A 20,751-nucleotide genomic window follows, 5' to 3' on the forward strand; every position below is an offset into this window, starting at 1 on the left:
GCCACTTGTTTAGGTGCAGATGCGTGCTTCACTGGCTCTATTGGCAAGCGCCAGAGGAGCCCGCGCAATGAACCTGCATCAATACGCTGAAACCCACCAAGTGACCAATCAGCCGCCGTCTCTGGACGGCGTGAACCTGTACCGGATCGATCGGGTGCTGCAACAGTGGAGTCAGCACTTTGGTGCGGGCTGGGCACAGGCGCGGATCGATGAGTACGGTGCACTGGCGGGTGGCCCGTTGATGGTCGCGGGCTTTTTGGCCAATGAAAACAAACCGCAGTTTGTCAGCCATGACCGTTATGGGCATCGGATCGATCTGGTGGAGTTTCACCCGGCGTACCACGAACTGATGCGCACGGCGATTGAGCACGGCTTGCCGTCCTTGCCCTGGACGCACCCGCAACCCGGTGCCCATGTGGCCCGCGCCGCCATGACCTACCTGCACAGCCAGGCCGAAGCAGGCAGCGGCTGCCCCTTGACCATGACCTTCGCCAGCGTGCCGGCCTTGCGCCTGCAACCCGAGCTGGCTGCTGTCTGGCTGCCCAAAGTGCTGGCCACTGACTATGACCCGCGCAATGTCGATATCAGCCAAAAGGCCGGCGTGACCCTGGGCATGGCCATGACTGAAAAACAGGGCGGTACCGATGTGCGCGCCAACACCACGCGGGCGTATCCGGTGGGAGCCAAGGGAGCGGGGCAGGCCTACGAACTGTTGGGCCACAAATGGTTTTGTTCGGCGCCGATGTGTGACGGCTTCCTGACCCTGGCGCAGACCGACAAGGGCCTGAGCTGCTTTTTGCTGCCGCGCCATCGCCCGGACGGCAGCCGCAATGAGTTCTATATCCAGCGCCTGAAAAACAAACTGGGCAACAGCTCCAACGCCTCCAGTGAAGTCGAATTTCGTGGGGCGCTGGCCTGGATGATCGGCGAAGAAGGGCGCGGCGTGCCGACGATTATTGAAATGGTCGCCATGACCCGCTTCGATTGCATGGTCGGCTCCAGCGCCTTGATGCGTCAGGCGCTGACCCAGGCGAGCCATCATTGTGCTCACCGTCTGGTGGGAGGGCGGGTGTTGGCAGAGCAGCCGTTGATGCAGAACGTACTGGCAGACCTGGCGCTTGAAAGTGAAGCCGCGCTGGCCTTGAGCTTGCGCATGGGGCGCGCGCTGGATCACCTGGACGACCCGCAAGAAGCCCGGTTTTCCCGGCTGGTGACGGCGGTGGGCAAGTACTGGATCTGCAAACGGGCTCCGGCCATGATCAACGAAGCGGCCGAATGCATGGGCGGCGCGGGGTATGTAGAAGACAGCATTCTGCCGCGTCTGTATCGCGAAGCGCCGGTGAATTCAACGTGGGAAGGTTCGGGGAATGTGCAATGCCTGGACGTGCTGCGAGCCCTGTCCAAAGAGCCCGGAGTCCTGGATGCGCTGTTTGCCGAGCTGGGTGACGGGCACGGTGATGCGCGTCTGGCGCAGCACATTGCACAGCTTAAAACCGACTTTAAAGACACCGATGACATTCAATACCGCGCGCGGCAACTGACAGAAAATATCGCCCTGGGCCTGCAGGCAAAGTTATTGCTGGAAGCGGGAAACAGTGATGTCAGCGACGCCTTTATCGCCAGTCGCCTGCAAAACAGCGGCCGGGTTTACGGTACGTTGCCAAGGGGTTTGAATGTGGCTGCGATCGTTGCTCGCTCAACCCCTGGGATCCCCTGAACATGTGAGGTCCCACAGGAAATCACCCACATAAAATCAGTGGCATGCCTACATTTGTAGCTGTCTTTGCCCCTCGATACAGGCAAGATAAAGGCCTGCCCGTTCAGAAGACAGGATGCTTATCGTGACCGAAGCTTTTATTGTCGTTTCCACCGCTGAAGAGGCCGTTGATCGCCTCGCTGCCCTCCACGAGCGCGCAACCACCGCGTTGAGCCAGGCACTCAAGCGTTACCTGAAAGACCGAGTCGAGCCCAGTGCCGAAGAGCGCGCCCTGTTCCGCTACCCGGAACTGCGACTGACCAATACCATTCACGGTGAAATCCCCACCCTGACCCGTGCTTACGCCAAAGTGCAATTGCCGGGCACATACAGCATCACCGTCACCCATCCCGCCTCTTTCCGTAACTACCTGCTGGAGCAGTTGGTGCCGTTGATGCGCGATTTCACCGTTGAGGTGGAAGTCGGTGTCAGCCAGCAAAATATTCCGTATCCCTATGTGGTCGAACAAGGGGATGAACTTGCCGGTTCCGGAGTGACCGCGGCCGCGTTGGCGCGCGTATTCCCCAGCACCGACCTGTCCGCCGCCACCGACGGCATCGCAGATGGCCTGTACGATTGGGAAAACACCGATCCGCTGCCCTTGGCGCTGTTCGACGCTGCCCGGGTCGACTTCTCGCTGCGCCGCCTGGTGCACTACACCGGCAGCGACTGGCGCCATGTGCAGCCGTGGATTCTGCTGACCAACTACCATCGCTATGTCGATCAGTTCATCTTGCACGGCCTTGAGCAACTGCGGGACAACCCGCGCTTTGTGCGCATGGTGTTGCCGGGCAACGTGATCATCGAAAAATCGATGGACTACGGCGAAGCCCAGGCCATTGCGGCAGGAGTGGTGTGGCATCGTTACCAGATGCCGGCGTATCACCTGCAGGCCAGCGATGGTCACGGCGTGACCTTGGTGAACATTGGCGTCGGCCCGTCCAACGCGAAAAACATCACCGATCACCTTGCCGTGCTGCGTCCCCATTGCTGGTTGATGATTGGTCACTGCGGCGGCCTGCGTCAGTCGCAAACCATCGGCGACTACGTGTTGGCCCACGCCTACATGCGTCGCGACGGGATTCTGGATCGGGTCGTACCGCCCAATATTCCGATTCCGGCTCTGGCAGAAGTGCAACTGGCGTTGCAGGAAGCGGCGGCACAGGTCACCGGCGAACGCGGCGAAGAACTGAAAAAACGCCTGCGCACCGGCACCGTACTGACCTATGACGACCGTAACTGGGAACTGCGCTGGGCTCAGGAGCGCCCGCTGATCAACCTGTCCCGCGCCGTGGCCGTTGACATGGAAAGCGGCACCATTGCGGCCCAGGGCTATCGCTTGCGCGTTCCGTACGGCACGCTGCTGTGCGTGTCGGACAAACCCTTGCACAGCGAAATCAAACTGCCGGGCTCGGCCAACGCTTTCTATGAGCGGGCCGTGAGCCAGCACTTGAAAATCGGTATTGCCGCCGTGGACTTGATGCGCAGCCAGCTCAACTCCCTGCACTCGCGCAAACTGCGCAGCTTCGACGAACCGCCGTTCCGTTGATCGGTGATGGTCATTTAGCGATCGGGGGACTAGCATTGCCAGCCCTGATCGCTAGATGTCCTTTTTTGTCATGTCTCGTCCCGCCCCACGCCGCCCGGCCTCGAAAAGTCCAAACCCTCAAACTGCCAATCGCCGTGTGGCCAAGGCGCCGCCGTCTGATCCCAAGCTCTATCTGTTCAATAAACCCTTCGATGTGCTGACCCAGTTCAGCGACGAAGGCGGGCGGGCGACGCTCAAGGATTTTATCCCCATACCGGGCATTTACCCGGCCGGTCGACTGGACAGGGACAGTGAAGGTTTGCTGCTGCTGACCAATGATGGCCAGCTACAGGCGCGGATTGCCGACCCCAAGCACAAATTGCCCAAGACCTACTGGGTACAAGTGGAAGGCGAGCCCACGCCAGAGCAATTGCAGCAGTTGCGTGAGGGTGTGGAGCTCAACGATGGCAAGACCCTGCCAGCCGAAGCACGGGCACTGGAAGAGCCGAAGCTATGGCCGCGCAACCCGCCGGTGCGCTTTCGCAAAAGCATTCCCACGTCGTGGCTGGAGCTGGTGATTCGCGAAGGGCGCAATCGTCAGGTACGGCGCATGACGGCCGCGGTGGGCCTGCCGACCTTGCGTCTGGTGCGGGTGCGGATTGGCGACTGGACGATTGAAGGGCTGGAGCAGGGGCAATACAAGGAAGTGCCAGCGCGGCTATAGCGCGCCGGATTCGATCAGCCCGATCACCACGCTTTTGATGATGAACGCCGCAACACCCAGGCCCAGTACGAAAAACAGAATCATTGAGCCGAAGCGCCCGGCTTTGGACTTCTTCGCCAGATCCCAGACGATAAAGGCCATGAAAATGATCAGCACACTGACCAGAATCGTCATCATCCATTCTTCAAGTACGGCAGGATCCATCGGTATTCTCCGGCGTCATCGTGGGAAAAAGCCGTAGGAGTATACGTCAAGGCGCCGACGCGGCTATTGATCTGGGTACTGGGTATCAGCGCCTTTGTGGGAGCGGGCTTGCTCGCGATGGGAGCGCTGCGGTTTTTCAGTCAAACCGCGTTGCCTGCATCGCGAGCAAGCCCGCTCCCACAGGATTACGTGCGCAAGTGAGTCAACGGCAACTCGGTGCTGTTAAGCACCTGATTGAGCACAAAGCTCGAGCGCACGCTGGTCACGCCTTCGATACGGGTCAGCTCCCCCAGCAGCAGTTTCTGGTAGTGATCCATGTCGGCTACCACCACTTTGAGCTGGTAGTCCGCGTCCATGCCGGTCACCAGGCTGCACTCCAACACCTGGGGCAGGTTGCGAATACAGGCTTCGAAATTCTCAAAACGCTCTGGCGTGTGTCGGTCCATGCCGATCAGCACGTAGGCCGTAAGGCTTAAACCCAGCAGCTTACGGTCGAGCAGCGCCACCTGCCGGCTGATGTAGCCATCATCCTCCAGCTGTTTAACCCGGCGTGAGCAAGGTGATGGCGACAGGCCGATGCGCTCGGCCAGTTCCTGGTTAGAGATGCGTGCGTCACGCTGCAATTCCGCCAAAATGCTCAGGTCATACCGGTCGAGTTTGCTCACGAAGTTACCCTTTGTCATAACTATTGCGTGAAAGTATCCACCTTAAGTCAAAAATTGCGCAAGTAATGTTTTATCGAGCAATATTCGCAATCGCCTGCTGTGCCCTCAAGCCTATTCTTATTAACAGAATCACTGCCCGGACATAGAGTCCACAGCGGCCCGCCGAATCAGGCCAGCCGCGGCCGCCAACCCCACAGGGGTGTCCCGGCCCCCGGGCTACGCACTGTCCAGAAGACGGCGCGAGGTGAGCCAACATCACAAGTGTTGAGCCAGGACTGAAAATTCAAGGGGCGACCGACGGGTCGCCCTTTTTTCGTTTGCCAAAAATAAGTTTTACCCGGCTGTTTCCCACAGAACTGGTTCTATAAATCCTAGTCTTATTTGTAAGACCTAACCCGCAGTGAGGAACAGCATGAAACCGCGCATCTGGCATCTGGCTACAGTTGGCGTGCTCTGTGTGAGTGTCAGCGGACAGTTATTGGCCGATGAACGAGGTGAAGGCGGTCCTCAAGAAGCTCGCCCCGCCCATTCCAATGGTGGTCAGCAACACGGGCAGCAAGGGCAGGGCGGTAATAATCAGCCGCGCCAGGAGTTCAACCAAGGGCGCCCCCAAGGCCATCAAGACAACCAGCCACGCCCTGAAAACAGGCTGCAACAAGAGAATTCGCAGTCCCATGGCGGTCAATGGCAAGGGCGCCCGCAGGGTCATCCAGACAACTCGCCCCGCCCTGAAAACAGGCCGTCACAAGAGAATGCGCAGTCTCATGGCGGTCAATGGCAAGGGCGTCCACAGGGCGCAGCCCCTGTTCAAGCGCGCCCGGTCCAGCCCGGTAATAACCTGTCGATTCAGTCTCGTCCAGATACAGTGCAGCAGACCCAGGCCCCGAACCGGGGTGGCAATCAGAATTGGCACGGCGGCGGTTACTACCCGGGCGCCAATAATCGTCACCCCAACGACCAGCGTTGGGTCGGGCGCCCCCCGGGGAACGGAAATGGCTGGGGTCCGGGGCCTCAACACAGGCCCGGTTACGTGATTGACCGTTTTCCCGGTCAGTACCGGCAAGTGCCCTATCGCGGTCAGGATTACTTCTTTTCCGGCGGCTACTGGTATCGCCCACAAGGCCCGCGGTACATCGTGGTTCAACCGCCCTATGGGATTCGCGTAGGGTATTTGCCTGAGTTTGCGCGGGAAGTATGGTTTGGCAGCACGTTGATGTTCCTGGCGGCGGGTGCGTACTACGCGTATCAACCCGCAACCCAGGACTACATCGTGGTTCAACCCCCGACTGCCCAGCAACCGGTGAGCAATGGCTATGACGTGGTGGCTTACCCGATGAATGGCCAGAGCCCGGCGCAAGTCGATCAGGATCGCTATGACTGCTACCGCTGGGCTGTTGATCAAAGCGGGTTTGACCCTGCCAGACTCACCTACGCACCTGACCCGGCCCTGGTGCAAGCTTATCGTCAGGCGCAAGGCAATTGCCTGAGCAGCCGCGGGTATCAGGTGACGTATTGACCTGAACACCTGTAGTCGCTGCCGCAGGCTGCGAAGGGTTGCGTAGCAACCCGTTGTCTCAAAGACTCCGCGATCCCCTTCGCAGCCTGCGGCAGCGACTACAAGGTTTTGCCCCTAACCACTTCCTTCGGGTCGGCGTGCACCAGCACCTCAGCCTGGGGGTAAACCTGCTTGATGGCGTCGGCGGCGTGGTCGCAGATGGCATGGGCTGCGGACAGGGTCAGCTCGCCCGGCAGCTCAAGGTGAAACTGCACAAACCAGACAGTGCCCGAGATACGTGTGCGCAAGTCGTGAGCGCCGAGTACCCCCGGCACGGCACAGGCCAATGACAGCATGTTTTCGCTGATGTCACTCGGTAACTCCTGATCCATCAACACGGCAAAACTCTCACGCCCGATCTGGATCGCACTCCAGAGGATATACACCGCAATCCCCAGACCAAACCAGGCATCCAGTTGAGGAAAGCCAACACTGGCGAGCACCAGCGCCAGCAAAATACTGCCGTTGAGCATCAGGTCCGATCGATAGTGCAGCGAGTCGGCACGCACGGCATTGGAGCCTGTGGCCTTGATCACCCGGTGTTGCAGCATCAGCAGTGCCACGGTCATCACCAGCGAAAATACGATCACGCCAATTCCGATCCACGGTGCGCCCACCGGCTCGGGGTTTTTCAGCCGTTCGACGGCCTGAAAGGCGATCAATACTGCACTCACCCCGATAAACAGTGCTTGTCCCATGCCGGCCAGCGACTCGGCCTTGCCGTGACCGTAGCGGTGATCTTCATCGGCGGGGCGCAAGGCGTAATGCACGGCCAGCAAATTGAGAAACGAGGTCACGCCATCGAGCAGCGAGTCGGTCAGCCCGGCGAGCATGCTGATCGAGCCACTGAGCCACCATGCGATTGCCTTGGTCACGATCAACAGACTCGCCACCGCCACCGACGCACGGGTGGCCAGGCGTAACAGGCGGGCGTGTTCCGTGCTGCTAGTCATGGCGCTTCCTTGTTCATGGGCGACGGGCTTCAGGCGGCGGGCTGCAAACCGTACATGGCCAACTGCTGTGCGCTGCCCTTGTGCTGGATCAGGCGCGGGTCGTTCAGCGGGAAACTGCGGCCCAACTCGCTTTCGAGAATGGCCTGAAGCTTGGCGTTATCGACCTTGCCGTCTTGGCCAATGGCTTCGCGCAGTTTTTCCGGGGCGATTTGTGCGGTTTTGCCTGGCGGGAAGTAAATCGCGCCGGTGGCGAAATCGACACCGAATGCGATCAGGCCCGGAATCACATAAAACAGCAGGCCTACGGCATCGAGCACAGCAATCATGGGATCGATCTTGCCGTCGATCTGTCCACGACGATCGGGAAAGAAAATACTGCCGCAGGCAGTCAATTGGCTGAGCAGGGCCGCAACCACGACACCGCCGATCACACGGGAAGACATACGCATACAAAAACCTCGAAGACGCTTAAAGGACTGAATCATTAAGACCGCGCTTAATGCTCAACTGTTCGCCGTTATACTCGCCGCTCTGTTCTGGAGCCACCATGATTTCTTTGCCGATTGATGAAGTTTTACCTGCACTGCGCCTGGCGTTGGCCGAGCGCCATGAAGCCGTGCTTGAAGCGCCCCCCGGCGCTGGTAAAACCACCCGTGTTCCGCTGGCCCTGCTCGATGAACCGTGGCTCGCCGGTCAGAAAATTCTGATGCTCGAACCCCGGCGTCTTGCTGCCCGTGCAGCCGCCGAGCGTTTGGCCAGTGAACTGGGTGAAAAAGTCGGCGAAACCGTGGGCTATCGGATTCGTCTCGACAGCAAAGTCGGTCCCGATACCCGTATCGAAGTGGTCACCGAAGGCATCCTCACCCGCCGCCTGCAGCACGACCCGGCGCTGGAAGGGGTAGGCCTGGTGATTTTCGACGAGTTCCATGAGCGTAGTCTGGATGCCGACCTGGCGTTGGCCTTGAGCCTCAATGGCCGTGAGCTGTTTCGCGACGAGCAACCGCTGAAAATCCTGCTGATGTCCGCCACCCTTGAGGGCGAGCGCCTGGCCAGCATCCTGGGCGATGCACCGATCCTGCGCAGTGAAGGGCGCATGTACCCCGTAACGATGCGCTGGGGGCGGCCCTTTGTGCCCGGCGAGTTTATCGAGCCGCGAGTGGTGCAGACCGTCCTCGATGCCATCAACGATGAAAGCGGTAGCCTGCTGGTGTTCTTGCCCGGGCAGGCAGAGATTCGCCGGGTCAATCAGCAATTGGCTGACGCGCTGGGCTCGCGCAGCGATATTTTGCTGTGCCCGCTGCACGGTGAGCTGGATCTGGCGGCTCAGCGGGCGGCCATCGAACCGGCGCCCAAGGGCCTGCGTAAAGTGGTGCTGGCCACCAACATTGCCGAGACCAGCCTGACCATTGACGGCGTGCGCGTGGTCATCGATGCCGGGCTGGCACGGGTGCCGCGTTTTGACCCGGGCAGCGGCATGACCCGTCTCGATACCCAGCGTATCTCCCGTGCCAGTGCCACCCAGCGCGCTGGTCGTGCCGGGCGACTGGAACCCGGTGTGTGTTACCGCCTGTGGTCAGAAGACCAGCACGGGCAACTGGCCGCCTACGGCAGTGCTGAAATCCTTCAGGCAGACCTTGCCGGGCTGGCGTTGCAGTTGGCGCGCTGGGGCGTGACGCCGGAGCAATTGATCTGGCTCGATGTGCCTCCCGCGGCAAGTTATGCACAGGCTCAGCAATTGCTGGAATGCCTGGGGGCCTTGCGCGACCGAAAACTCACGCCGCATGGCGAAACGATGGCCGAACTGCCTGCGCACCCGCGTATCGCCCATCTGTTACTTCGCGGGCAAGACTTGGGCCTGGCTGACATGGCCAGCGACGTGGCGGCGTTATTGGGTGAGCGCGATATCTTGCGCGGCGCCGGGGCGGATGTGCACAGCCGCCTGGCCTTGCTCTCGGGTGAAAGCCGCGCCTCACGGGGCGGTCAAGGAGGCGTGCAGCGCGCCAAACAACTGGCCCGTCAGTATCGGGGCTATTTGCGGGCCAAGGCCACTCAGCCGGTGACCGACCCCGACCACCCGCGCTGGCTGGGCGCCTTGCTGGCGCTGGCCTACCCCGACCGAATTGCCCAGCAACGCAAGCCCGGTGGTGCGGAGTATCGGCTGGCCAATGGCCGGGCAGCGCTGTTCAGCGAAGTCGACGGCCTGATGAAGCAGCCCTGGTTGGTCATCGCAGACCTGGGCAGCCGTCAGGGTCAGCGCGAAGAGCGTATCTACCTGGCCGCCGAGTTTGATCCCGCGCTGCTGGATGGCGTGCTGAGTGAGCAGGTCAGCGTTGTCGATCAGCTTGACTGGGATGAACGTGAAGGCGTGTTGCGTGCTGAACGCCAGCGCAAAGTGGGCGAACTGGTACTCAGTCGCGAACCGTTGACCGGTCTGGACGAGGCGGCGCGCACGCAAGCGCTGATCAATCTGGTGCGGCGCAAAGGCCTGGAGTTGTTGCCGTGGACGCCCGAACTGCGTCAATGGCAGGCGCGAGTGGCCCTGTTGCGTCAGCTTGAGATGCAGGCTCAAGGCCACAGCGAATGGCCGGACGTCAGCGATACTGCGCTATTGACCGGGCTTGAGGAGTGGCTGGCGCCCTACCTGGGACGGGTTTCGCGGCTGAGTCATTTTGCCGGCCTGGACCTGTCGAGCATTGTGCATAACTTGCTCAAATGGCCGCTGCCCCAGCGCCTCGACGAACTGGCGCCCCATCACATCAAGGTGCCGTCGGGTTCATCGGTGCGATTGGACTACAGCGAGCACCCACCGATTTTGGCGGTACGCCTGCAAGAACTGTTCGGCCTGGCGGATACCCCGCGCATTGCGGGCGGGCGTCAGGTGGTCAAATTGCACCTGTTGTCGCCTGCACGGCGACCGGTACAAGTGACCCAGGATCTGGCCAACTTCTGGCGCAGCACCTATGCCGAGGTGAAGAAAGACCTGAAGGGGCGTTACCCCAAGCACTACTGGCCCGATGATCCGTTGGTGGCCGAAGCCACGGCCCGGATCAAGCCGCGTAAAGCCTAGCGCAACTACCTGTAGTCGCTGCCGAGGAACGAAGGCTGCGTCCGCGTGGTGCGGCACTCCGACGAAGCCGTCGTAAAAACAGGCGGCGCGGTATTTCAGTTAGATCGCGCATTCAGGTTTTACGATCGCTTCGCAATCGGACGCAGCCTTCGTTCCTCGTCAGCGACTACAGTGCAGGATCAGCGTATCAAGACCCGATGTAGCTGGTTTTGACCACGGTGTAGAACTCCTGCGCATAACGGCCCTGTTCACGGGAGCCATAGGACGAGCCTTTGCGCCCGCCAAACGGCACGTGGTAATCAACACCTGCCGTCGGCAGATTGACCATCACCATCCCGGCCTGGGAGTGACGCTTGAAGTGATTGGCATATTTGAGCGAGGTGGTCGCGATACCCGCCGACAGGCCAAATTCGGTGTCATTGGCCATCGCCAGGGCCGCTTCGTAGTCTGCGACCTTGATGATGTTGGCCACCGGGCCGAAGACTTCTTCGCGGCTGATGCGCATGTTGGCCGTGCTGTCGGCAAACAGGGCCGGGGCGAGGAAATACCCCTCGGTGTCGCACGTCACCAGGCTGCCACCGGCGACCAGTCGGGCGCCTTCGTTCCGGGCAATATCGATGTAGCCAAGGTCCTGGTCCAACTGGGCGCGGGACACGACCGGACCGATATCGATGCCCGCCTGCAAGGCATGTCCAACCTTGATCGAGCGCATGCGTTCAGCCATGGCCTCGACGAACTTGTCGTGAATCCCGGCCGTGACAATCAGGCGGCTTGACGCGGTGCAACGCTGGCCAGTGGAGTAAAACGCGCTCTGCACGGCCAGCTCGACGGCTTGTTTGAGATCGGCATCGTCAAGAATAACCTGCGGGTTCTTGCCGCCCATTTCCAACTGGACTTTGGCCTGACGCGAAACACAGCTGATCGCGATCTGGCGTCCCACGCCCACGGAGCCGGTGAAGCTGACCCCGTCCACTTTCGGGTTGCTGACGATGGCTTCACCCACCACCCGGCCACTGCCCATCACCAGGTTGAACACGCCTGCCGGGAAGCCTGCGCGGGAGATGATCTCGGCCAGCGCCCAGGCACAGCCCGGTACCAGATCGGCGGGTTTGAACACCACGCAGTTGCCATAGGCCAGGGCCGGGGCAATTTTCCAGGCAGGGATGGCAATGGGGAAGTTCCACGGGGTGATCAAACCGACCACGCCCAGGGCTTCACGGGTGACTTCCACATGCACGCCCGGGCGCACCGAGGGCAGGTAGTCGCCCGACAGGCGCAGGCATTCACCGGCGAAAAACTTGAAGATATTACCGGCGCGGCTGACTTCACCGATCGCTTCAGGCAGGGTCTTGCCCTCTTCACGGGCCAGCAGGTTGCCCAGCTCTTCCTTGCGCGCGAGGATTTCGCTGCCGACCTTGTCCAGTGCGTCGCTGCGCGCCTGAATACCGGACGTCGACCAGGCCGGGAACGCTGTGCGGGCAGCATCGATGGCGGCCTGAACCTGGTTGACATCTGCCTGGGCATATTCGCCAATCACATCGGACAGGTCAGATGGATTGATGTTTGAGCTGTAGGCGGGGGCTGCGACCCATTCGCCAGCAATGTAATTGTCGAAACGCTTTGAATCAGTCATGAAGTTTCTCCACACGCGGGACAACCGTTGAGTGCCTGTAGTTATACGTCATCGTACAACTACAGGCAAAACAATCAGCACTTCACTCTGGATGGCAGGTTACGGCGAGGGCGATCCTGATTCAGTCCGCAGGCAACAAAAACCGCCCCAGCACCGGCAAGTGGTCCGAGATGGTCAAGGTGTCTTCCTGGCGAACGTAGCCTTCAATGCGCTGCAGCTTTGGGCTGTGGAAGAGGTAGTCGAGGGTGCGGTCGGGTTCTTCGACACGGGGGTCGTTGGGGAAGTGCGTCAGCCACAGTTCGCGGTCGATGCCGGTGGCTTCGGGGTTGCTGGGGATCATCGGGTATTTTTCCCACAGCAGGTGCAACTCGCTGTCCGCTGAGTAGCCCAGCCGCAGAGGGGCGGGCAGGCGCAAGAACTGGCCTATGGGCAGCAGGTTGAAATCCCCCCCGATCAACCAGGGCGTGCCCTGGCTTTCGAGCTTGTCGACCAGGGTGGCGACGGTCTGCATCTGTGCGCGAAGGTTGCTGTTGTCGTGCGAAGGGGGATCCAGTTGAGTGTTGATCGCAGCCAGCTGCCCGCCGTCGTTGAGCGGCAGGTAGTTGACCAGCAATGCAGGTTTGGGCTGGAACTGGCGGCTGATGACGTTGGCGTCAGCCACGGGCAATTGCAAGCGCTCGGCGTGTTCGATCTGGAAGCGACTGAGGGTCACGAGGGTGCGCCCGACGCTGCCGAAAATATGCCAGTCGGGCACAAAGTCGGCTTTCCAGGTAAACGCCTGGGTACTGCAGGGGTAAATATCGATCAGGCGCTCTTGCAGCAGGGCCAGTTGATCCTGGTAGTCACTGGCCTTGGCGTTGTCATCGACCTCTTGCAGCAGCACCAGATCAGGGCGTTCGTCACGAATGACCCGCGACACTTCATCCAGGCTGTACGCCATGTCATCACGGGTAGGGCGAGTATCGGGGCCGCTGTCGTCTTCCAGGTTGTACCAGAACACATAACGCTTGCCGGCCAGGTACTGGATGTTCCACGTCATGACCTTGAGTGCCTGGCCGGGCATCAGCACGGGAGCCGTGATCGGGCAACTGTAGGTCAGCACCTCCCTGGGATCGGGTCGCCATGTCACGCTATAAATCAGGCATGCCAGCAATGCTGATATCAGCAGCAGACCAAATACGGTGCGGCGCAAGAAACGTGGCATGGGCTCAGCTTATGACGTTACAGGGAGTGTCCGAACATACCCGACGGCAGTGGGCCACTCCAAGGCTCTTTTTGTAGGAGCTGATTGTTTTTATGGGTCAGTTTTTTCGCTAATTAACATAAATAAACGGAACAGGACTACAGAGACAAATAACTGCAAAAAGCTGTTCGCACTGTCGAGTGTCAGCGATAGCAGTGTGTTGTCGTCCTTGGAAAACAGTGAGTAGCTCAGTTCCTTGAGCAGCATCAGCGGCCCCAGAACGGCCAGGATGCAGACAAAGATCCGCCAGAAATGACCCCGGGTCAGGGTGAAGCTCGACTTCATGGCTGCCAGCGGAGCATCACCGCGCAATACCAGCCGGTACTCGGCAAATGCCAGCACGACGGTCAGGAAAATGCCCGGAATAAAAAACATCGACAGCCCCAGCACGATCAGCAATGTGCTGATTGCCGAGAGCAGGGCGAACTTGGGCCACAGATTGATGGCCAGTGCCAGCAGGTCGCGGTTGCGCGGGCTTTCGCCCCGGCTGCGGGCATCGAGAAACAGGATCAGGGCGCCGGTGTACAGCGGATAGAGCAGCAGCCCGACAATCAGGCTGTAGCCGGGCGACGGATCCGGGCCCACGGCGTTGTCAACGATGTGCTGCAACACGGCTTCAAGGATGACCAGCGGCAAGCACAGCATCACGATCTGGCTCAGATTGCGCTGGAAGAAGTACAGGGAGTCGCGAATAACGGTCAGCGGATTCATTGGCAGTTGTCAGCAGTCAAAAGCGGTGCGCCACTTTAACCGATGAGGGGTCGATATGAGCAAATGTTAACGCGGCTGAAAGTCAGCGGGTTCACGCCGGGCGGTTTATCCGCGCAAACCCCTGGCAGGCTGGCATACTGCGAGCTTGTTTTCAGTCGCGGCCCGCTTGCCCGGGCGTCATGAGGTTTGCCGGTGAAAAAAATTGCGGTCTTCGCGGATGTGCAGAACCTCTATTACACGGTCCGCCAGGCCTATGGCTGCCATTTCAATTACGCGGCCCTGTGGGCAGATATCACCAAACGCGGTGAAATCGTCGAGGCCTACGCCTATGCGATCGACCGGGGTGACAGCAAGCAGCAGCAGTTTCAACAGATCCTGCGCAACCTCGGCTTCACGGTAAAACTCAAACCCTACATCCAGCGCAGCGACGGCTCGGCCAAGGGCGACTGGGACGTAGGCATCACCATCGACATCATGGACGTTGCCGCCCATGTGGATGAAGTGGTGCTGGCTTCGGGTGACGGCGATTTCGACCTGTTGCTCGAACGCATTGCCAGCAAGCACGGCGTCGAAACCGTGGCCTATGGCGTGCCCGGCCTGACCGCCAACTCATTGATTCGCGCGGCCAGCCGCTACGTGCCGATTGAAGGCAATTTGTTGCTTAAGTAACCCTCACTTTTACAGGATTGATCAGGTTTGGAACGCATCGCGGTTATTGACTTTGAAACCACCGGCATCTCACCGAGCAGCAGTTGCCGGGCCACCGAAATTGCCGTGGTGATTCTTGAGCGCGGTCGCATTGTCGAGCGTTACCAAAGCCTGATGAACGCGGGCGTACGCGTCCCGGGTTTTATCGAGCAATTGACCGGCATCAGCAATGCCATGCTGCGCACTGCGCCGTCGGCCGAACAGGTGATGAACGAGGTTAACGAGTTCGTTGGCATCACACCGTTGCTGGCCCATAACGCCGCCTTTGACCAAAAATTCTGGGATTTTGAAATGGGCCGCATCAAGCGCACCCGTTTGCAGAATTTCGCCTGCTCCTTGTTGCTGGCGCGACGCCTGATGCCGGCGGCGCCCAATCACAAGCTGGGGACCCTGACCACCTTTGCCGACTTGCCCCATACCGGCCAGGCTCACCGGGCCATGGCCGATGCTGAAATGGCGGCCAACCTGACGGCCTATCTGGCTGAGCAACTGCGCCAGAAGCATGGGTTGAAAGAGCTCAGTCACGACCTGCTGTGTGGTTTGCAAAAAGTCCCGGCAGCGAAGGTCAACGAACATCTGAAGCGCTATCGCGGGTTTTAAACGGTGGGAGCGGGCTTGCTCGCGATGGCATCGCCACGGGGTGTCAGTCAGACCGCGTTGCCAGCCTCGCAGGCAAGCCAGCTCCCACGGGTTTTGTAGCGCTCACTGAATTCGATGCTTGCAGAGCCATGGTGTGGGAGCGGGCTTGCTCGCGACGGCATCGCCACGGGGTGTCAGTCAGACCGCGTTGCCAGCCTCGCAGGCAAGCCAGCTCCCACGGGTTTTGTAGCGCTCACTGAATTCGATGCTTGCAGAGCCATGGTGTGGGAGCGGGCTTGCTCGCGATGGCATCGCCACGGGGTGTCAGTCAGACCGCGTTGCCAGCCTCGCAGGCAAGCCAATCTCCCACGGGTTTTGTGTTGCTCCCTCAGGCAGGTATAAAAGTGTACGGTCACTTTTGGTGCGTTCTGTTACTTATTATTACGCACTCCCTTGTCTAAACTCCCCAGTCCCCTGCCTCTGCCCTTGAGCTGCCCCATGCCTGCCGCGCGTCGTTTTCCGCTACAACTGATTGGTGCTTTTTTTGCCTTGTACGTGATTTGGGGCTCGACCTACCTGGCCATTCGCATCGGCATTGAGTCCTGGCCTCCCTTGATGATGGCCGGGGTGCGGTTTCTGATAGCGGGCAGTTTGATGTACGCCTTCATGCGCTGGCGGGGCGCGCCTGCACCGACAGGGGTGCAATGGCGTTCGGCTGCCATGATCGGCTTTCTGCTGCTGGCCTGCGGCAATGGTGGCGTGACCCTGGCCGAGCACTCGGGAGTAGCGTCTGGCGTCGCCGCGCTGGCCGTGGCCACCGTGCCGTTGTTTACCTTGCTGTTCGGCTACTTCTGGGGCGCACGCAACACCCGCCTGGAATGGGCGGGTATCGCCCTTGGGCTGGTGGGCATCGGCATGCTCAACCTGGGCTCCAACCTGCAAGCCAGCCCGATGGGCGCGGCAATGGTGATTTTTGCCGCCGCTGCCTGGGCGTTTGGTTCGGTCTGGAGCCGGCACCTGCCGCTGCCCCCCGGGCCAATGGCCAGCGCCGCTGAAATGCTCACCGCAGGTGCGGTACTGCTGGTGGGCAGCCTGGTCAGCGGCGAGCGCATGACCCAAATGCCGACGGCCGCAGGCTGGGGCGCTTTGCTGTATCTGGTGTTCTTTGGCTCGATCATCGCCTTCAGCGCGTATATGTACCTGCTCAAAAACGTGCGCCCGGCCGCAGCCACCAGCTACGCCTACGTCAACCCGGCGGTGGCAGTGATGCTGGGGATCGCCTTTGCGGGTGAGACCATTGGTTTTGAAGAGTGCCTGGCCATGGCCGTGATCATCAGCGCCGTGGTGTTGATCGGGTTGCCGCAGTGGCGCAAGCAGAAACCCGTGTGAATTAGGGTAAACTGCGCGCCATTGCAACGTATGCACCCCTGCGCAGACCTTTTTCGACGGTATCCCCATGACATTCGCCACCCTTGGCCTGATCGAACCCCTGCTGCGCGCCCTTGAGACGCTCGGCTACAAGACCCCAACCCCGGTTCAGGCCCAAGCGATTCCCGCAGTACTGGCTGGCCGCGACCTGATGGCTGCAGCCCAGACCGGCACCGGCAAAACCGGCGGTTTCGCCCTGCCGTTGTTGCAGTCGCTGACGATGGAAGGCCCGAAAGTTGCCAGCAACTCGGTGCGTGCACTGGTGCTGGTGCCGACCCGTGAACTGGCCGAACAGGTTCACGAGAGCATTCGCCAGTACGCCGAGCACCTGCCGTTGAGCACCTACGCGGTGTACGGTGGCGTCAGCATCAACCCGCAAATGATGAAAATGCGTAAAGGCGTTGATGTGCTGGTTGCCACCCCTGGCCGTCTGCTGGATCTGTATCGCCAGAAGGCGATCAAGTTCAACCAGCTGCAAACCCTGATTCTCGACGAAGCGGATCGCATGCTCGATCTGGGCTTCAGTGAAGAGCTGCGCGACATCTACCGCGCCTTGCCAAAAAAGCGCCAGACCCTGCTGTTTTCGGCCACCTTTTCTGACGCGATTCGCCTGTTGGCCGAGCAGATGCTCGACAACCCGCTGAGCATCGAAGTCAGCCCGCGTAACGTGGCGGCCAGCAGCGTCAAGCAATGGGTTATCCCGGTCGACAAAAAGCGCAAGGCAGAGCTGTTTTTGCACTTGCTGCGCACCCAGCACTGGAAGCAGGTACTGGTGTTCGCCAAAACCCGTAACGGTGTGGATGAACTGGTGGGCAAGCTGCAAGCGTTGGGAATCAACGCTGACGGCATCCACGGCGACAAGCCGCAGGCCACGCGTCAACGGGCGCTGGACCGCTTCAAGGCCAGCGAAGTGCAAATCCTGGTGGCCACCGATGTCGCCGCACGCGGTCTGGACATCGAAGACCTGCCGCTGGTGGTCAACTTCGACTTGCCAATCGTGGCCGAAGACTACATTCACCGCATTGGTCGTACCGGTCGCGCCGGGCAGAAGGGCGAAGCCATTTCGCTGGTCTGTGCTGACGAAGTGAACATGCTGTCGGCGATCGAGATGCTGACCCGCCAGACCTTGAAGCGCCACGAAGAGCAAGACTTCGAGCCGGAGCACCGTGTGCCCGAGACGGATGCTTCGGGTCAGGTGGTCAAAAAGCCGAAGAAGCCGAAAAAGCCGAAAACCTCGGGCGGTGGCGGCAAGCGCAACCTGGGCAAATGGGTGGACAGCGGCGAAGCAGCACCGGCCGAGCCATCGGTCAAGCCGGTGCGTAAAGTGCCTGTGTTCAACACCGGCCCGCGCAAGCGCAAGCCTTAAGCACTCTGAACCTGTGGGAGCGGGCTTGCTCGCGATGCAGGCAACGCGGTCTGGCTGAGCCACCGCGTTGACGCCATCGCGAGCAAGCCCGCTCCCACCGTTTGATTAGCGTTGTGCTTTCAGCCAGCTTAAAACCCCCAACCCTGCGGCACGGCCACTGGCAAAACAGCCTGTGAGCAAGTAGCCGCCGGTGGGGGCTTCCCAATCAAGCATTTCGCCCGCACAGAACACCCCCGGCAATGCCTTGAGCATCAGGTTTTCATCCACAGCCTCAAACCTCACCCCACCGGCGCTGCTGATGGCTTCGTCCAGCGGGCGGGCCTTAATCAGTTTCAGGGGCAATGCCTTGATGGCCTTGGCCAATAGCGCCGGGTCGTTGAAGTGCTCCGCTGGCGCTAACTCGCGCAACAACGCGGCTTTCACGCCATCGAGCCCCAACTGGCTGTGCAAGTGCTTGCTCATCGAGCGCGAGCCACGGGGCTTGGCCAGTGCGGCCTGGATTTTATCCACAGGCTTGTTGGGCAACAGATCGATCAGGATCGTGGCTTCACCCCGTTGATTGATCGCCTCGCGAATCGGCGCCGACCAGGCGTAAATCAAACTCCCTTCAATCCCGCTGGCGGTGATCACGCACTCGCCCAAGCGCGGCGGGCTGTGCTCCAGGGCAATGGCGATGTTTTTCAGCGGGGCACCGGCAAACTTGCTGCGCAGCACCTCGCTCCAGCCCGCCACATCAAACCCGCAATTGCTCGGCTGCAACGGCGCCAGTTCAACACCGCGCTCGGCCAGTAATGGCATCCAGGCACCGTCCGATCCCAGTCGGGCCCAACTGCCGCCGCCCAGCGCCAGCAACACCGCGTCCGGCTTCACGTGCTTCTCGCCTTCAGGGCTGTGGATCCGCAACGGGCCATCGGCGTCCCAGCCCAGCCAGCGATGGCGGGTGTGGATAACAACGCCGGACTCACGCAGGCGCTTGAGCCAGGCGCGCAGCAGCGGCGCGGCTTTCATGTCGGTGGGGAACACCCTGCCTGAGCTGCCGACAAAGGTCTCGATGCCCAGTTCATGAATCCACTGGCACAACGCATCGGCATTGAAGGCGCGCAGCAGCGGTGCAATCTGCGGAGCACGTTCGGCGTAGCGCGACAGGAACGCCGGGTAGGCTTCGGAGTGGGTGATATTCATCCCGCCCACCCCGGCCAGCAAGAACTTGCGGCCCACCGATGGCATGCCGTCGTACAGATCAACTCGCACGCCAGCCTGGCTCAACACTTCGGCGGCCATCAAACCGGCCGGTCCACCGCCAATAATGGCGACGTGATGGGGAAGGGAGGCAGTGGAATCAGTCATGGCAGGGCTGCAAATCGGCGAAATAGGCCGGCCATTCTACCCCAAACCCTGTAGTCGCTGACGAGGTACGAGGCTGCGATGGCCTGCGAAGCAGGCCCGAAAATATAAAAGACCGTCGGCCCTTATCGCAGCCTCGTGCCTCGTCAGCGACTACATGTGCTGCAGTTGTACGAAAAACATACAGCCCTCTGAGAGCCATGTGCTCTGTGGCCTGCAGGTGTTTCCACTCAGGTTATCCACAGGCAGTTCCACAGGCATTGTGGGTAAAAAATCACACCCTAATGACAACCCGATGACAGCCAGACCTTTTGCGCACGGTGATGCAGAATGCCGTGCCGCCGGGCCAGCGCCTTGCGGTCCTTGCTGTAACCACCGCCAATCACGCCCACTACCGGAATATCGCGGCCCAGACAGTGGCGCATCACGCTCTCGTCACGGGCGCCAACCCCTTCATCGGTCAGCTTCAAATAACCCAGGGCATCGTCTTTGTGCACATCCACGCCCGCGTCGTAAAGCACCAGGTCCGGCTGATACAGGGGCAGCAGGTAATTGAGCGCCTCGTCGACCACTTGCAAATAGTCGGCATCACCCATCCCCATCGGCAGGCCGATATCCCAGTCACTTTGGGCCTTGCGCGCCGGAAAGTTCTTTTCGCAGTGTAGGGAAACGGTAATGGCGTCCGGGGTATGTTCAAGGATCCGCGCAGTGCCATCGCCCTGATGCACGTCACAGTCAAAAATCAGCACCCGGTTGACCCGGCCGCTTTCCAGCATATAGCGGCTGATAATGGCCAGATCATTGAAGATGCAAAAGCCGGCCGGGTGATCGTAGTGGGCGTGATGGGTACCGCCCGCCAAATGGCAGGCAAGCCCGTGCTCCAGCGCCTGCTCGGCGGCCAGCAGTGAGCCGCCTACCGCACGAATGGTGCGTCGCGCCAGCGCCTCGCTCCAGGGCAAACCCAGGCGGCGCTGATCTTCGCGGGCCAGTTCGCCCGCCATATAGCGCTCGATATAGTCGCGGTCATGGGCCAGCGCAAGGATATCCACAGGGCACAGCTCGGGCCGCAGCAGGGCCGCATCGCTGGTCAGCCCGGACTCCACAAGGTGATCGCGCAACAGGCGGAATTTGTCCATAGGGAATCGATGATCCGCCGGGAACTGCGGGCTGTAGTCATCGTGGTAAATCAGCGGTACAGGCATAGGGATTTTCGCGTCGTAACGAGCGCTGGATATTAACAGCGCTGTACACTGCCGACATATGTAAAGCCCGGTAACAAATCGGAGA

18 protein-coding genes are annotated in these 20,751 nt (G+C 60.5%); 9 read left to right on the plus strand and 9 right to left on the minus strand.

Annotated elements, in window-relative coordinates; all coding sequences use genetic code 11:
• The first annotated feature begins 67 nt into the window (after positions 1 to 67).
• The 3 genes from AACY07_RS17615 to AACY07_RS17625 all read left to right on the plus strand — a co-directional run bounded on the left by AACY07_RS17615 (position 68) and on the right by AACY07_RS17625 (position 4,008).
• Positions 68 to 1,717, plus strand: a complete 1,650-nt coding sequence (locus tag AACY07_RS17615) for an acyl-CoA dehydrogenase family protein (RefSeq protein WP_339476431.1) — start codon at positions 68 to 70, stop codon at positions 1,715 to 1,717.
• 115 nt (positions 1,718 to 1,832) lie between these two features.
• On the plus strand, positions 1,833 to 3,305 hold the full coding sequence (gene amn, locus AACY07_RS17620; RefSeq protein ID WP_219262642.1) for an AMP nucleosidase: 1,473 nt from the start codon (positions 1,833 to 1,835) through the stop codon (positions 3,303 to 3,305).
• 136 nt (positions 3,306 to 3,441) lie between these two features.
• Positions 3,442 to 4,008 carry a pseudouridine synthase gene (locus AACY07_RS17625; RefSeq protein WP_339476525.1) on the plus strand — a complete coding sequence of 189 codons (567 nt, stop codon included), beginning with the start codon at positions 3,442 to 3,444 and terminating at the stop codon, positions 4,006 to 4,008.
• Here AACY07_RS17625 and AACY07_RS17630 read toward each other — a convergent pair.
• Both AACY07_RS17630 and AACY07_RS17635 read right to left on the minus strand, forming a co-directional pair.
• Positions 4,003 to 4,212 carry a DUF2788 domain-containing protein gene (locus AACY07_RS17630; protein WP_016779292.1) on the minus strand — a complete coding sequence of 70 codons (210 nt, stop codon included), beginning with the start codon at positions 4,210 to 4,212 and terminating at the stop codon, positions 4,003 to 4,005. The genes AACY07_RS17625 and AACY07_RS17630 overlap by 6 nt on opposite strands.
• Positions 4,213 to 4,397: 185 nt before the next feature.
• Positions 4,398 to 4,877: an Lrp/AsnC family transcriptional regulator gene (locus tag AACY07_RS17635; protein ID WP_019824171.1), complete on the minus strand. Its 480-nt coding sequence runs from the start codon at positions 4,875 to 4,877 to the stop codon at positions 4,398 to 4,400.
• Positions 4,878 to 5,289: 412 nt separating this feature from the next.
• Here AACY07_RS17635 and AACY07_RS17640 point away from each other — a divergent pair, with 412 nt between their 5' ends.
• Positions 5,290 to 6,393: a DUF6515 family protein gene (locus AACY07_RS17640; protein WP_339476435.1), complete on the plus strand. Its 1,104-nt coding sequence runs from the start codon at positions 5,290 to 5,292 to the stop codon at positions 6,391 to 6,393.
• A 98-nt stretch (positions 6,394 to 6,491) separates the two neighbouring features.
• Here AACY07_RS17640 and AACY07_RS17645 read toward each other — a convergent pair whose 3' ends face one another.
• Together AACY07_RS17645 and AACY07_RS17650 are read right to left on the minus strand one after the other, a co-directional pair.
• Positions 6,492 to 7,385: a cation diffusion facilitator family transporter gene (locus tag AACY07_RS17645; RefSeq protein ID WP_339476438.1), complete on the minus strand. Its 894-nt coding sequence runs from the start codon at positions 7,383 to 7,385 to the stop codon at positions 6,492 to 6,494.
• Between the two features lie 29 nt (positions 7,386 to 7,414).
• The gene (locus AACY07_RS17650) at positions 7,415 to 7,834 is read right to left on the minus strand and encodes a polyribonucleotide nucleotidyltransferase (RefSeq protein ID WP_339476441.1); all 420 of its coding nucleotides are present in this window, start codon (positions 7,832 to 7,834) and stop codon (positions 7,415 to 7,417) included.
• A 98-nt stretch (positions 7,835 to 7,932) separates the two neighbouring features.
• On the opposite strand from AACY07_RS17650, the gene hrpB reads away from it, so the two are divergent.
• The gene (gene hrpB / locus AACY07_RS17655) at positions 7,933 to 10,452 is read left to right on the plus strand and encodes an ATP-dependent helicase HrpB (RefSeq protein ID WP_339476444.1); all 2,520 of its coding nucleotides are present in this window, start codon (positions 7,933 to 7,935) and stop codon (positions 10,450 to 10,452) included.
• 187 nt (positions 10,453 to 10,639) lie between these two features.
• Here hrpB and AACY07_RS17660 read toward each other — a convergent pair whose 3' ends face one another.
• The 3 genes from AACY07_RS17660 to AACY07_RS17670 all read right to left on the minus strand — a co-directional run bounded on the left by AACY07_RS17660 (position 10,640) and on the right by AACY07_RS17670 (position 14,039).
• Entirely contained in the window at positions 10,640 to 12,085 is a 1,446-nt protein-coding gene (locus AACY07_RS17660; RefSeq protein ID WP_339476447.1) for an aldehyde dehydrogenase family protein, read from the minus strand.
• Positions 12,086 to 12,206: 121 nt separating this feature from the next.
• Entirely contained in the window at positions 12,207 to 13,289 is a 1,083-nt protein-coding gene (locus AACY07_RS17665; RefSeq protein ID WP_339476450.1) for an endonuclease/exonuclease/phosphatase family protein, read from the minus strand.
• A 90-nt stretch (positions 13,290 to 13,379) separates the two neighbouring features.
• Positions 13,380 to 14,039: a YciC family protein gene (locus AACY07_RS17670; protein ID WP_339476453.1), complete on the minus strand. Its 660-nt coding sequence runs from the start codon at positions 14,037 to 14,039 to the stop codon at positions 13,380 to 13,382.
• 192 nt (positions 14,040 to 14,231) lie between these two features.
• Here AACY07_RS17670 and AACY07_RS17675 point away from each other — a divergent pair, with 192 nt between their 5' ends.
• From AACY07_RS17675 to AACY07_RS17690, 4 genes are all read left to right on the plus strand, one after another.
• Positions 14,232 to 14,708 carry an NYN domain-containing protein gene (locus AACY07_RS17675; protein ID WP_133076976.1) on the plus strand — a complete coding sequence of 159 codons (477 nt, stop codon included), beginning with the start codon at positions 14,232 to 14,234 and terminating at the stop codon, positions 14,706 to 14,708.
• A 27-nt stretch (positions 14,709 to 14,735) separates the two neighbouring features.
• Positions 14,736 to 15,347 carry a 3'-5' exonuclease gene (locus AACY07_RS17680; protein WP_133076975.1) on the plus strand — a complete coding sequence of 204 codons (612 nt, stop codon included), beginning with the start codon at positions 14,736 to 14,738 and terminating at the stop codon, positions 15,345 to 15,347.
• Between the two features lie 477 nt (positions 15,348 to 15,824).
• Positions 15,825 to 16,715: a drug/metabolite exporter YedA gene (gene yedA, locus AACY07_RS17685; protein ID WP_339476456.1), complete on the plus strand. Its 891-nt coding sequence runs from the start codon at positions 15,825 to 15,827 to the stop codon at positions 16,713 to 16,715.
• 67 nt (positions 16,716 to 16,782) lie between these two features.
• Complete coding sequence (locus AACY07_RS17690; RefSeq protein ID WP_133076973.1) at positions 16,783 to 18,120, plus strand: DEAD/DEAH box helicase; 1,338 nt, start codon at positions 16,783 to 16,785, stop codon at positions 18,118 to 18,120.
• Positions 18,121 to 18,225: 105 nt separating this feature from the next.
• Here AACY07_RS17690 and AACY07_RS17695 read toward each other — a convergent pair whose 3' ends face one another.
• Entirely contained in the window at positions 18,226 to 19,467 is a 1,242-nt protein-coding gene (locus AACY07_RS17695; RefSeq protein ID WP_339476460.1) for a TIGR03862 family flavoprotein, read from the minus strand.
• 278 nt (positions 19,468 to 19,745) lie between these two features.
• Positions 19,746 to 20,666, minus strand: a complete 921-nt coding sequence (locus tag AACY07_RS17700; protein ID WP_133076971.1) for a histone deacetylase family protein — start codon at positions 20,664 to 20,666, stop codon at positions 19,746 to 19,748.
• Positions 20,667 to 20,751: the final 85 nt, after the last annotated feature.

The sequence above is a fragment of the Pseudomonas sp. RL_5y_Pfl2_69 genome, from assembly GCF_963970465.1.
Classification (GTDB): Bacteria; Pseudomonadota; Gammaproteobacteria; order Pseudomonadales; family Pseudomonadaceae; genus Aquipseudomonas.